This is a genomic window from Oligosphaera ethanolica, from assembly GCF_030814695.1.
Lineage (GTDB): Bacteria > Verrucomicrobiota > Lentisphaeria > Oligosphaerales > Oligosphaeraceae > Oligosphaera > Oligosphaera ethanolica.
On record NZ_JAUSVL010000001.1, the window covers coordinates 516914 to 529083 of the forward strand.

The 12170-nt window shown below is 61.2% G+C and carries 13 protein-coding genes; 8 read left to right on the plus strand and 5 right to left on the minus strand.

The window, feature by feature from the left end; translation table 11 throughout:
* Positions 1 to 48: 48 nt before the first annotated feature.
* On the minus strand, positions 49 to 1089 hold the full coding sequence (locus J3R75_RS01775) for a helix-turn-helix transcriptional regulator (RefSeq protein ID WP_307259581.1): 1041 nt from the start codon (positions 1087 to 1089) through the stop codon (positions 49 to 51).
* A gap of 270 nt (positions 1090 to 1359) precedes the next feature.
* Entirely contained in the window at positions 1360 to 1581 is a 222-nt protein-coding gene (locus J3R75_RS01780) for a hypothetical protein (RefSeq protein ID WP_307259584.1), read from the minus strand.
* Between the two features lie 236 nt (positions 1582 to 1817).
* On the opposite strand from J3R75_RS01780, the gene J3R75_RS01785 reads away from it, so the two are divergent.
* On the plus strand, positions 1818 to 1943 hold the full coding sequence (locus tag J3R75_RS01785) for a hypothetical protein (protein ID WP_307259586.1): 126 nt from the start codon (positions 1818 to 1820) through the stop codon (positions 1941 to 1943).
* A 375-nt stretch (positions 1944 to 2318) separates the two neighbouring features.
* Here the strand turns inward: J3R75_RS01785 and J3R75_RS01790 are convergent, their stop codons facing one another.
* The 3 genes from J3R75_RS01790 to J3R75_RS01800 form a co-directional block, all read right to left on the minus strand.
* Positions 2319 to 4073 (minus strand): alpha/beta hydrolase family protein, encoded by a 1755-nt coding sequence (locus J3R75_RS01790; RefSeq protein WP_307259588.1) that lies wholly within the window; start codon positions 4071 to 4073, stop codon positions 2319 to 2321.
* A gap of 57 nt (positions 4074 to 4130) precedes the next feature.
* Positions 4131 to 5432: a cellulase-like family protein gene (locus J3R75_RS01795; RefSeq protein WP_307259589.1), complete on the minus strand. Its 1302-nt coding sequence runs from the start codon at positions 5430 to 5432 to the stop codon at positions 4131 to 4133.
* Positions 5433 to 5699: 267 nt separating this feature from the next.
* The gene (locus J3R75_RS01800; RefSeq protein WP_307259591.1) at positions 5700 to 5876 is read right to left on the minus strand and encodes a hypothetical protein; all 177 of its coding nucleotides are present in this window, start codon (positions 5874 to 5876) and stop codon (positions 5700 to 5702) included.
* A gap of 439 nt (positions 5877 to 6315) precedes the next feature.
* On the opposite strand from J3R75_RS01800, the gene J3R75_RS01805 reads away from it, so the two are divergent.
* The 7 genes from J3R75_RS01805 to J3R75_RS01835 all read left to right on the plus strand — a co-directional run bounded on the left by J3R75_RS01805 (position 6316) and on the right by J3R75_RS01835 (position 12170).
* Complete coding sequence (locus tag J3R75_RS01805) at positions 6316 to 7371, plus strand: D-alanine--D-alanine ligase family protein (protein ID WP_307259593.1); 1056 nt, start codon at positions 6316 to 6318, stop codon at positions 7369 to 7371.
* A 115-nt stretch (positions 7372 to 7486) separates the two neighbouring features.
* A complete protein-coding gene (locus tag J3R75_RS01810; RefSeq protein ID WP_307259595.1) occupies positions 7487 to 8620 on the plus strand; it encodes a KamA family radical SAM protein in 1134 nt (377 codons plus the stop codon).
* Positions 8621 to 8831: 211 nt separating this feature from the next.
* The gene (locus J3R75_RS01815) at positions 8832 to 9128 is read left to right on the plus strand and encodes a hypothetical protein (RefSeq protein WP_307259597.1); all 297 of its coding nucleotides are present in this window, start codon (positions 8832 to 8834) and stop codon (positions 9126 to 9128) included.
* A gap of 96 nt (positions 9129 to 9224) precedes the next feature.
* Entirely contained in the window at positions 9225 to 9404 is a 180-nt protein-coding gene (locus tag J3R75_RS01820; protein WP_307259598.1) for a hypothetical protein, read from the plus strand.
* A 96-nt stretch (positions 9405 to 9500) separates the two neighbouring features.
* Positions 9501 to 9677 (plus strand): hypothetical protein, encoded by a 177-nt coding sequence (locus tag J3R75_RS01825; RefSeq protein ID WP_307259599.1) that lies wholly within the window; start codon positions 9501 to 9503, stop codon positions 9675 to 9677.
* 558 nt (positions 9678 to 10235) lie between these two features.
* Positions 10236 to 11048, plus strand: a complete 813-nt coding sequence (locus J3R75_RS01830; protein WP_307259600.1) for a sugar phosphate isomerase/epimerase family protein — start codon at positions 10236 to 10238, stop codon at positions 11046 to 11048.
* A 132-nt stretch (positions 11049 to 11180) separates the two neighbouring features.
* Positions 11181 to 12170 (plus strand): DNA/RNA non-specific endonuclease, encoded by a 990-nt coding sequence (locus J3R75_RS01835; protein WP_307259601.1) that lies wholly within the window; start codon positions 11181 to 11183, stop codon positions 12168 to 12170.

Below are 12170 nucleotides of genomic sequence, written 5' to 3' on the forward strand. Positions count from 1 at the left end.
GGGTAATTTGGCGTCAATGATGACAATGTGGCGGCGTACCTGGGCCATCTAGTGTCCCAGGTTTGCGTCTTTTTGTGGTTGTGGGTGATTTTGGAGTATTTTTTGGCCGATGGTGGTGATAGCGGAGAAGAGTTCGGGTGGTTCGAGTGCGGTTGCGTCGCCTTTGGCCCAGAGGACGTATTCGACGGCTTCGTAGAGGGGGATATTGGCGAGGGCGAGGACGGCGGCGCCGTCGGGTTGTCGGGTGATGAGCTGTGGGGTGGTTGCGAAGCGTTCATGGACTTGTCGGGCGAAGGCGGGTGCGTAGCGAATTATGACGTTTGGGATGGTATCGAAGGTAAAGAGCGGGGTTTTATTGAGGTTGCGGGCGGCTGGTGAGTGGTCGTCGAAATGGCGTGGTGTTTCGCGGGCGCTTTGGATGCGGTGGATAGCGAGGACACGGACCTTGTGGCGACCGGCAGGACGTTGTTGAGGTGTTTGATCTTGAACGATGCCCTTGAGGTACCAGGCGCCATTGGCCCAGGCGATGAGGTGTGGTTCGAAGATTTTGTGGCTTGACTTGCCACTGGCGTCGCAGTAGTCGATTTCGAGTTCCTTGCGTCTTTCCCAGGCTTTGAGGACGGTGTAGAAGTGTGCTGGGTTGACGGGGATGGCATTTTTGTAGAAGACCTGCAGGTTACTGAGGAGTGCTTCGGGGTCCAGGCCGCTTTCGTGATGTGCCAGGATGGTATGGAGGGCCTGGAGGCATTCCTCGCGGACTGGCTCGGGCATGAGGGTTGAGACGAACTGCTGACTGATGAGGGTGCTGCGCAGGTGTGGCGGTTCAACGAGGAAGCAGTCGTTACTCCAGGCCGGATCGAGGAGATAGAAGCCTTTTTGCGAAGCATCGTAGCGGATGGGGGCGCCGAAGGTATCGCGGAGACAGAGGAGATCGCGTTGGAAGGTCTTGCGGCTGAGGCTGGGCGGGGCCCCGGCCGGATCCTGTTGTTGGACATTATGCAGAAAGCGCCGGTGGTTGGGGTACTGCTTGAGCCGCAGCATAGCGATGATGCACTTAAGGCGCTCGTGTTGGTTCTTGGTTACTGGCATGTTTCCCTCTCGCAAAGGCCCTCGAAGGCACGGCAGCGCTGATGCCGGGGGCATGGGCGCTACGCGGTGGCAGGAATGACGTCATTGTCGCCGAGCTGGAGCGCGGGGCGTCCATGATGCGAGAAGGGAGGGCAGCCGGCTGGACAATTGACAGCCCATGGCGGCGCGGCGTGTCCCAATCGGGGCAAACGGCGCCGTTGTTGTTCCCTCGTTCCCACCTCGTCGCGGCGCAGGAGCTGACAGCGCGTGGCATGACAATATTGAGCCACTTTACTGAAGCGCAAGCGGCAGCGAGACAGATTCAGCGCTGCCAGGTAGTCGGTCAGTAACCACCCCGGTGGGGAAAACACCGGGGACAATTTGCAGGAAACCCACGGCCAGTCGCCGTCCAGCCATTACCCATAGGTGGCTAACCAGGCAGCGGATTTCATAGGAGCAATGCTCTTCACATAGCATGCGGCAATCGCCGGCGATGAGTTGATTGGTAACCATGCACAAGATCATTCGCCGAGGTTTTGAGCACCGAAGGTGCGCCCTAAGATAGCCCAGGGCGCGTCGCCCTGGGTAAGGTGCCCCATCCCAAAAGAGCTCTGAAGGGGCGGCCTAAAAGACCTGCGACGAAGGGTCACAGCGCAAAATTGCCGCAGCAATCAATGAGTTCCATTGCCTCTTTGGCTCCAGTCAGCTTCGCCGACTGAAGCCAAAGAGGCTGAGGAACACGGACCAATATGGCGCGCTACCCAGGGCGGCGCGCGCCTTCGGCGCCGCTTGCCCTGGGCTGGTATGTTTCGCGCTTTCAGCGCTTCTGCCGCTTCGCGGCCTGGCATGCCGTGGCGCGCGACGGCGCGGGCTGAAAACCCACTCCACGGCCGGGAGACGGGCGCGCGACGGTCGGCCTGGATGACGAGTGCGGTTTAATGAGCCGTCTCGACGGAGTGGGCGAGACGCCCACTCCACGGCCGGGAGACGGGCACGCGACGGGACGGGGGCTGGCCTCAGGCGATGGTGCGGGCGGGACGCCCGCACCACGGCCGGGAGACGGGCACGGGGCGCAGGGCGCCAAACTCAGTAGCGCCACGGCATGCCGTGGCGCGCGACGGAGTGGGCGAGACGCCCAGGCCGGGAGACGGGCGCGCGACGCATCGGGAGACGGGCGCGCGCCGCATCGGGAGACGGGCGCGCGCCGCATCGGGAGACGGGCGCGCGACGTCCTGGGCTGCGTGCTCGGGCTATTTCTGCGGGGCGATTTCTTCCAGCAGGCGATTGCCCATGCTAGCCAGCATCATCAGCGCGTCGCGTTGCTCGACGGCCTGCGCGGCGCGCCCCGGCGGCGGCTCGAAGAAGTCGTCGCCGACCTCGTGGTTGATTTTCCACTCGTTGATGTCCAGGGTGCCGGCGAAGCCCATGATGTCTGCGGCGATATTGAACGGCGTTTCATCCCGTTTATAGGAAATGAGCATTTCGCCGGGGACACTGCGCTGCTTGCTTTTGACGCTGAGCACGTATTTATCGCCCAATGCCGGCATGGCGGTAACCGTGCAGTACTGTCGCGCCAGATCTGGCGCCATGCCGACGCCGGCCAGGGACCCGCGTATCATCTCGTACTGCAAGAGCAGCTGCGGCTCAATGAAGGTCGACAGGCGCCGCTGCGGATCGGCATTCAGGCTGCCCACAAAGAGCGTATCCTTCGCGCCTGTCAGCCACGGGTAGCTGCCCACGCCGATGGCCAATGGGCCGATCTTGGGAAACTCGCCCTCCAACCGGAAGCGGCCGCTGCTGCCCAGGGCATAGCTGAAGCGAAACTGCTGCTTTGTGCTCTGCCCCGGTGTCGCCATGGTCAGCGTCCCTTTCAGGACATGTGCCCGGCCGGCTGCCGGCGGCACGCCAAGAAAACTGCTCATGCCGCCAAAAACGCGTCCTAGCAGCCGCATGGAGAGATTTTCCACGCCCTTGGCGGCCGCCGGTTGCACCCAGCTCGCCGGCCGGTCCTGCACAAAGAACTGCTGCAGTGCCAGGAGCATCTCCGGCAGCTGCGACACCACCGTGTAGTGGTCGACGCCCGGGAACCAGCGGATGTCACAGCCCACGGCCGCCGCCAGCTCCTGCGAACAAGCCGGGGGAATGACATTGTCTGCTGCCGCATTGATCATGGCGAACTTCCCCGCCGCCGCCAGCTTCGCCATGGCCGGCGCGTGCGTCAGGGGGTCGTAGCGCCGCAATTCAGCCAATAGCTGCTCACGGTTCTCAGGAGTGCTCTGCTCGAGAAAACGATAGAGGTCCCTGGTTTCACGCACGTTGGTGTCGATAATTGCCGGCAGATTACCGCCGCCGAGGATGAGCATCGCGCGCTGGATGCGCGGATCGTGCCCGCAGGCATTCGCCGTCATGATCGCCCCGAGGCTCACGCCCGCCGCGCCAATCTTCTGGGGATCGACCTCGGGAAAACTCTGCAGCAGATCGACCGCCCGCAGCGCATCCGCCGGGCACTGTGCCAGCGCCTTGAAAAATCGCTCCGGCGACGCCATCATGGCCGAGCGGCCCTGCCCGCCATTGCGCCCGGCATAATAAGGCAGGTGGAAGAACAATGCCGTGATGCCGTTCTGCGCCAGCAACTTGCAGACCATCCGCTCAAACTGGAAGCTCCCCGGGCCAATGATGTGGAAAATCACCACGCCGGGGTATTCACGCGTCGCCGGCACGCCCAGCGGCCGGAACAGCTCGCCCGTGACCGTGTTGTTCGCCGCCACCTCCGTCACCACCGACGAGGGAAAACGGAAGTCGTAAGCCAGGCAGCCATCCTGCTCGCCCTTGGCCACCAGCGCACAACTGAAGGCCTCGCCGCTGCGGCCGTCCCGAAGCGCCACCTCAGTGGTCACCACTGGCGGTGGCGGCTTTGCTGGCGGGGCCTCCTGGGCGCCCAGCGGCAGCAAAAGAACGAACAACCCCAGTGCGGCAAAACGACGAAACAACGCGGCGCAATGCATCTTATCGCTCCTTGACTCTATAATGAACTGTTGCAGCGGCGAGGCGGGAGTGCTTGGTCATGGCGCCAGGAACAGCTCGTTGAGGTGCCGCAGGCGCTCGGGGCATTCTGTCCAGCTGGGGTCTTCGGGGCCGGATGTCGTGCGCGGCATGCAGCCCCAGAAACCCAGTTTCTTCAAGGTCAGCACGGCGTACTCGATGATTTCCCAGTAGGCGTCCGATTTCTCTTCCCAGCGCATGCTGTTGGCGGCGCAGTAAGATGCGGCCTCGCCCATGACCAGCGGCACATCGCCAATGACTGACTGCCGCAACTCGGTAAAACGCCGCGCCCAGTCGTCCACGCGGGCCTTATAGACCGCCACATCGGCGTCCAGCTGCTTGCTGAGCATTGCTTCAAGCTCCGGCAGGGCGGCGTCATTCAGGTTGCTGTAGAGCCACACGCGCCGCGTCCAGTTCAAGCCGGCCTGAGCCATGCCTGCGCGACTCCCCTCAATGTCGTCAAGGGTATTTAAGGGCGTTTTCAGGAAACGGCTGATTTTCGCAAAAGACTCACTGTACTCGGGATTGTCCAGCTTTGCCGAAAACATATCCTGCTCGAACTGCGCGTAGCTACGCGGCCAAATGTAGTAGCTGTGGGCATTCCACACCTGCATATTCCTGGGGAAGAACTCCGGCTGGACATTCGGCGTGCAGGTGTCGAGCGCAAAAAGCAGCTTGGGGTACTTCTCCCGCAGGAATGTCAGCGCGTCCTCGTGGAAACCGCGCTGCTGCGCGAGCAACGCCTTGTCCTGGCAGCCGTAGCCCAGCGGCGGCAAGCCATCGGCCTCATTGAAGATTTCGGCAAAGGCCAGCTGTGAGTCCAAGCCGCGTGCCGTCAATTCGTCAATGATAAAGCCCAGCAGCTTGGCAAAGGCCATGTAGCGCTCTTCGTAGGGCAGCCCCAGCAGCAGTTCATTGCGCGACTCCGTCGCCACCCAGTAGGTGTGCAGATAATACCAGCTGGACAGAATGACGACGACGCCATGCCGGCGCGCCGCCTCAAAAAGCGCCAGGATCGCCTCCATCACGTCAAAGCGGGCCCCGCCCGTCAACACCGACATCTGCCGGATCAACTGGCTGTGTCCCGCAAAGGGGTCCAGCAGCCGCACGTCACCCAAACGCCGCCCGGACAAGTCATGGCAAAAGCCCGCACCGCTGTCCAGGCGAACACAGTTGAAGCCCCGCTCCTTCAATTCGAGCATCCGGCGATCCAGGTCACTATAGACATTGCCCGGCTTGCCGCACATGAAACCCCAAATCCAAAAAGAGATGGTCAGCTTCTCTGGTAAAGACCCGACTCGTTCACTGGACAAAATCGTCATCGCGCCGTCCTCCTTGTGCCACGTAAATGCCTTGTTGCGGGAAAAACACCTCACACAGTAACCCACACACCGCGTTCTGCAACGAATAACACCATACGATCAACGGCAAAACACCCCGCACCAACACGCCTTACATCCGACCGATCCGACCGATCAGACCGATCAGACCGATCAGACCGATCAGACCGATCAGACCGATCAAATCGACGATCCGTCCGATCAGACCGATCAGACCGATCAAGTCGATGATCCGTCAGATCCGTCCGATCAGTCCGATCCGTCCGCGATAACAAAAAAGAAGATTAGACCGCGCCGTCCGCGCAGCAATCCGCAAAAGACGTGTTGCGATTTCGGAAAGGCCATCGCGGCGACCACCAAAACCACTTTGAGCACAAAAAAAAAATCATTTGCCAACAAGGCAAAAAAATCATGCATAAAATGCATTGATGAATGCTCTTGAAGATTGCATTTATGTACCACTAAAAACGCATTTTTCACTTGCATTTATTTGCGTCACAGCGACTGCTTGCGGACGCGTCCTGCCTATCGTCAGGCGTTGTCCAAAACTCCTGCTAAAAAAAGTGCCAGAGGGCAAAAAAAAACAAATTTTCTGCTGGAATTTGCATGATGTCCCGATATTGTAATCGGCGTTTCGAGAAACGCTTTTCTCGCCGCCGCGTGATGGGTTCTCCGGCATGAAAAAAGGGACTCGCAAGGCCCGGCAAATTAGTGCAAGTGTCTTATGAGTCACAGGTGACAGAGCAGGTTACGGCGAAAGATTCATTTCAGATTATATCGTTCTGTTTTCACTTTCTTATCATTCTGAGGTCAAATTGACCTCATTTCAAGCCACCGACCAATCACCATGGGAGAATTCAGCAGGATGGACACAGACGACCCTTTGCCGGCAGCCACGGCGTTTACCGTTGGCCTCGCGTACAATCTCAAAAAAGGTATTGCGGCAGCGACGGAAGACGCCGAAGCGGAATACGACAATATCGAGACGATTGAAGCTCTCGAGAGCGTATTTGGGAAGGCTGGACTCAAGACAGTCCGCCTTGAGCAGGATGCCCACTTCATGACCAAGGTCATGGACGCGCGTCCTGATTTCGTTTTCAACATCGCTGAAGGCATTGGTGGCCGGAGCCGTGAAGGCCAAGTGCCGGCCATGCTGGACATCCTGGGCATCCCCTATTCTGGTTCAGACACCACCACTCTCTGCGTGGCGCTGGACAAGGCGTTGACCAAACGCATTCTCCGGGGTTATCGCGTGCCCACGCCGGCCTATCTGGAGCTGCTGCCGCGCCCCGTCACCAGCCATCCGCGGCACCGCCTGCGTTTTCCCGTCATCACCAAGCCCAGCTGCGAAGGTTCCAGCAAGGGCATTTCCGACCTGGCCATTGCCGACAACGATATGGAGCTGCAAGGGCTTCTGGAGCGGAACTTCCGCCTCTATGGCCAGACCATGTTGGTCGAAGAGTACATCGCCGGTCGCGAATTCACCGTGGGCCTCCTGGGCAATGGCGAAGACCTCCGCGTCTTCGAGCCCATGGAGATTTGCTATCTCGACCAGATTAACCGCGAGAACAGCATTTACAGCTTCAACGTCAAGAAGAACTACCAGCAGTATGTCCGCTACGAATGCCCGGCCAAACTGGACAAGAAAGCCAACAGCACTCTAAAGAGATACGCTGCCACGGCTTTCAACGCCCTGCATTGCCGCGACTTCGCGCGCGCGGACTTCCGGCTTGGTGCAGACGGCACCTTCCACTTCATTGAGATCAATCCCCTGCCCGGCCTGGCGCCAGGCTACAGCGATTATCCCATGCTCGCAGCCGCCAACGGCGTCGACTACGAGCAGCTGGTCCTGGCTGTTCTTAATGCTGCCCTGCAACGACATGGCCTGCCCACAGCGCGTTTCCTCCAAGCGACTGCTTAATTCAGCGCTGTTTGGCCGCCATTTGCCCGGCCCGCGCCCGCGGGCCCATAGCCTCCGCCTTAACCACCGGTCCCTCCCCACGCACATCCACAACTTTAACCATTATCGGGAAATCATGACCACAACCAACACACGCCATTACAGCCAAGTCAAGACTTGGAAAAATGTCCGTCCCGAACAATGGGACGACTGGCGCTGGCAGATGCAGAATCGCATCAAGGACGCCGCGTCACTGAGGCGCATTTTGTCACTTCCGGAAGATGCCGAGGAAGAAGTCAAGATGTGCCTGTGCAAATTCCGCATGGCGGTCACGCCCTACTACGCCATGCTCATCGACCCGACGAATCCGCACGACCCGGTTAAAATGCAGGCCGTGCCCTCCGCGCAGGAACTGCAGGTCGGCAAGCACGACCTGGAAGACCCGCTGTCCGAAGACGAGTTTTCCCCCTGCCCGGGCATCGTCCACCGCTATCCTGACCGGGTGCTCATGCTGGTGACGCATCATTGCGCCATGTACTGCCGGCATTGTACCCGCCGCCGTCTGGTCGGCTGCAACGACGGCCTGCTGAGCAAAGCGCGGACCGACGAGTGCCTCGCCTACATCCGCAGTCACCCCGAAATCCACGACGTGCTCATCTCCGGCGGCGACCCGTTGACGCTCAGCGACGACCGCCTCGAAGACATCATCCGCCGCCTGCGGGACATTCCGCACGTGGACGTCATCCGCATCGGCACGCGCACGCCCGTGGTCATGCCCATGCGCATCACCGACGAGCTGTTGACCATGCTCAAGAAGTACCATCCCATCTGGATCAACACGCACTTCAATCACCCGCAGGAAATCACGCCGGAGTCATCCGCGGCCTGCGAACGCATCGCCAACGCCGGCATTCCCCTGGGCAACCAGAGCGTACTGCTGCGCGGTATCAACAACGACGCCGAAACCCTCAAGACGCTATTCACACGACTCATCCGCATCCGTGTCCGGCCCTACTACCTCTATCAGTGCGACCTCTCAACCGGCATCGGCCACTTCCGCACCTCGGTGAACGAGGGCATTGACATCATCGCCAAAATCCGCGGCTTCATCTCCGGTTTCGCCGTCCCCACTTTCGTCATCGACGCCCCTGGCGGCGGCGGCAAGATTCCCATCGGCCCCGAGTACATCCAGGAGCTCAACAGCAAGGAAATCGTCATGAAGAATTTCCTCGGCAATACCTACCGCTATCCCAACGAAATCGACGGCTGACGCCGAACCCAAACAGCCGTTCAGCAACACCGGCCCCGCAGCACTCACCCGCTGTCGGGGCCGGTCTGTTGTCACCCACGACGCGCCGCCGTCCCGGCGGCGGCGCCCAGAGTAGCAGCGGCTTCCAGCCGCTGTGCGCACGGCTCGTGCGGCGGGGGAGACGGATCGGGTACGGTCGGCGTGGATGACGAGGACGGTTTAATGAGCCGTCTTGTCGGAGTGGGCGAGACGCCCACTCCACGGCCGCGAGACGTCATCGGTCAGTAACCACCCCGGTGGGGAAAACACCGGGGACAATTTGCCGGAAACCCACGGCCAACCGCCGCCCAACCATCCGGCCTTGATTTCCGCCGACCTTTGCGGCAGCGTGTTTCATAGGAGTAACCACCCCGGTGGGGAAAACACCGGGGACAATTTGCCGGAAACCCACGGCCAACCGCCGCCCAACCATCCGGCCTTGATTTCCGCCGACCTTTGCGGCAGCGGAGTCATAGCGGGCCCAGAGTAGCAGCGGCTTCCAGCCGCTGTGCGCACGGCTCGTGCGGCGGGGGAGACGGATCGGGTACGGTCGGCGTGGATGACGAGGACGGTTTAATGAGCCGTCTTGTCGGAGTGGGCGAGACGCCCACTCCACGGCCGCGAGACGTCATCGGTCAGTAACCACCCCGGTGGGGAAAACACCGGGGACAATTTGCCGGAAACCCACGGCCAACCGCCGCCCAACCATCCGGCCTTGATTTCCGCCGACCTTTGCGGCAGCGGAGTCATAGCGGGCCCAGAGTAGCAGCGGCTTCCAGCCGCTGTGCGCACGGCTCGTGCGGCGGGGGAGACGGATCGGGTACGGTCGGCGTGGATGACGAGGACGGTTTAATGAGCCGTCTTGTCGGAGTGGGCGAGACGCCCACTCCACGGCCGCGAGACGTCATCGGTCAGTAACCACCCCGGTGGGGAAAACACCGGGGACAATTTGCCGGAAACCCACGGCCAACCGCCGCCCAACCATCCGGCCTTGATTTCCGCCGACCTTTGCGGCAGCGGGTTTCATAGGAGTCGTTGATATCTGTTGTCTCTGCGGCCTTTTTGACCGTCCCGCCGCATACCGTCATCCCGGTGATATTTGAGCGCTGAAAGCGCGATCTATGATAGCCCAGGGCAAGCGACGCCGAAGGCGGAGCGTCGCCCTGGGTAGAGCGCCAATATTGTTCGTGTTCCTCGGCCTCTTTGGCCCCGGTCGGCGAAGCTGACCGGGGCCAAAGAGGCAATGGAACTAGGTCATGTCTTCCCCTGCCTGTACCTAAGCGCCCGGCACGGTGTTTTTTAGGTCGCCCCTATAGGGCTCCTATCGGATCGGTCTCTTACCCAGGGCGACGCGCCCTGCGGGCGCTTGCCCTGGGCTTTCTTAGGCCGCGCCTTCGGCGCTGAAGACAAAAGGCCGCAGGGACAACAAATATAGCAATGGCTGACCGATTACCGGGCGGGCAGTTTTCGGCATCGTGTGCTGGTTGCATCGGCATTCCTGGCCGTTATATTCGAGTACACGCGGCGCCGCTTCGGGGGCGTCGTCCGCCGCCATCCGCGCTTACATCGCCCACGACAAACGCACTGCAGGAGAACCATGGCAATCATACTCGGCTGCAATACCTTATATCCGCACGACACCAAGTTGACCAACGAACGACACTTCGGACTGCCGGAACTCAAAACGGCCATCGACACCATCAAAAACGCCGGGTTCTCCGCCTGCGAATTTTCCCACTATTCGCAGCTGAATGACGACGACCGTCGCGCCGCCGGCGACTACGCCCGGGCGCAGGGTGTGCGTCCCTGGTCGGCGCATGCGTGGAAGTCCATCCCGGCCGAGACTGACAAGCTCGACGCAGGCGTTGCCGATCTCACTGCCTGCCTGGAGAACGCCGCTCAGCTCGGCGTGTCCCTCGTCGTTGTCCACGCCGCGCAAGGACCCGACCCGCTGTCGGCCGCGCGCTGGGCGGTTTTCCGCGAAGCCCTGATCCGCCTGGCGCCCATTGCCGGGCGGCATAATATGCGCATCGGCGTGGAGAACTGCTATCCCCGCGAGGACCTGCTGGGCATGGCCGAGGTCATCCACAGCCTTGACCTGCCGGAAATCGGTTTCGTCGTCGACACCGGCCACGCCATTCTCCGCGGCATGACGCCCGCCGAAGCCATTCACATCATGGGGGCCAAGCTCTTCAGCACCCACATCCAGGACAATCATGGTCAGCACGACGACCACCTCCCACCCGGCCGCGGCTCAAGCATCAACTGGCAGGAAACCTGGCAGGCGCTGAACGACGTCGGCTACCAGGGCGTCCGCATGGTTGAAATCACCGACTGCCCGGCCAACCGCCCGGCCAATGCCAAGCAGGACACCCAGGACGCCTTCGATTTCCTGCAGACCCTGCTCTGAAGCGTCGCTTGTGCCGCACGTTCCGCCTTCGCGGCGCTGCCTTGAACGTCAGCCGCCGCTAAGGCGTGGCCGCGGCCGTCACCTGGTACCAAATAACCATCACCCCCCCAGCTCTCCCCGGAACCGACTTTCATGGCCGCACGACGACGCAAGACAGCCGCATCATCCCGCAAAACGAAAACCAGCAGCCGGCGCGTGCCGACCATGCTGTTATTGTTGGCCCTGGCCATCGCCGCCGCCGGCATTTTCTATGCCCTGCAGACGCCCGAGCGCAAAGACGACATCAGCCGCGTGGTGCGCAAACAGCTCGCGCGCCCCAAACGTTTCAACGTGGCTGAGCTCACCCGCGAACTTTGGCTGCTTTTCCATCGCGACGCCGTCAAATACGACCAGGGCGACCTCGCCGACACCGAAGACAGTCTCCGCCACCTCTTCGGCGGCATCCCCGTCGACACCGCCAGCGACCGAGACCTCAGCGTCCTGCACAACCTCGGCTACAGCGTCGGCTATGACGACGCCCGCAAGAACCCCGCCTGGGTCGCCTACCGGCTTTTCGCCGTGGCCAGTGACACGACCGTCGGCGAGCGCCCCGGCCAATTCAATGTGGACTTCCGCAGCACCGCGCAAGTACGCTCGGAAGATTACACGGGCAGCGGCTTCGACCGCGGCCACCTGGCGCCCAATTACGGCATCGCGCGCTGCTACGGACCCGCCGCACAGGTCCATACCTTCCTCATGACCAACATCGCCCCGCAACGACACGCCCTCAACGCCGGCGTCTGGAAAGAAATCGAAATGCGCGAAGCCAATGACTACGCGCAAAATCTTGAGGAAATATGGATATACTGCGGCACCATCTTCTCCCCGACCCGCCTCCGCGAGCTGCCATCCGGCGTGCCCATTCCCGACTCATTCTACAAAATCGTCATCGACGAACAGCACGGCGCCCTGCGTGTCCTGGCATTCATCTTCAGCCAGAACAGCAACAACAAAACGGCGGCCGCTGACGGCCTCTGCAGCGTGGACGCCATTGAGGCCGCCACCGGCCTGGACTTCTTCCCCGAGCTGCCGGAAGACATCCAGACACAGCTCGAGAGTGTCGTCCCCACAAGCCTGTGGTAG

Bases quoted from the DNA above. Each gene is read 5' to 3' on its own strand.
- J3R75_RS01775 (WP_307259581.1), bottom strand. From the start codon at position 1,089: ATGCCAGTAACCAAGAACCAACACGAGCGCCTTAAGTGCATCATCGCT.
- J3R75_RS01780 (WP_307259584.1), bottom strand. From the start codon at position 1,581: ATGGTTACCAATCAACTCATCGCCGGCGATTGCCGCATGCTATGTGAA.
- J3R75_RS01785 (WP_307259586.1), top strand. From the start codon at position 1,818: ATGGCGCGCTACCCAGGGCGGCGCGCGCCTTCGGCGCCGCTTGCCCTG.
- J3R75_RS01790 (WP_307259588.1), bottom strand. From the start codon at position 4,073: ATGCATTGCGCCGCGTTGTTTCGTCGTTTTGCCGCACTGGGGTTGTTC.
- J3R75_RS01795 (WP_307259589.1), bottom strand. From the start codon at position 5,432: ATGACGATTTTGTCCAGTGAACGAGTCGGGTCTTTACCAGAGAAGCTG.
- J3R75_RS01800 (WP_307259591.1), bottom strand. From the start codon at position 5,876: ATGCATTTTATGCATGATTTTTTTGCCTTGTTGGCAAATGATTTTTTT.
- J3R75_RS01805 (WP_307259593.1), top strand. From the start codon at position 6,316: ATGGACACAGACGACCCTTTGCCGGCAGCCACGGCGTTTACCGTTGGC.
- J3R75_RS01810 (WP_307259595.1), top strand. From the start codon at position 7,487: ATGACCACAACCAACACACGCCATTACAGCCAAGTCAAGACTTGGAAA.
- J3R75_RS01830 (WP_307259600.1), top strand. From the start codon at position 10,236: ATGGCAATCATACTCGGCTGCAATACCTTATATCCGCACGACACCAAG.
- J3R75_RS01835 (WP_307259601.1), top strand. From the start codon at position 11,181: ATGGCCGCACGACGACGCAAGACAGCCGCATCATCCCGCAAAACGAAA.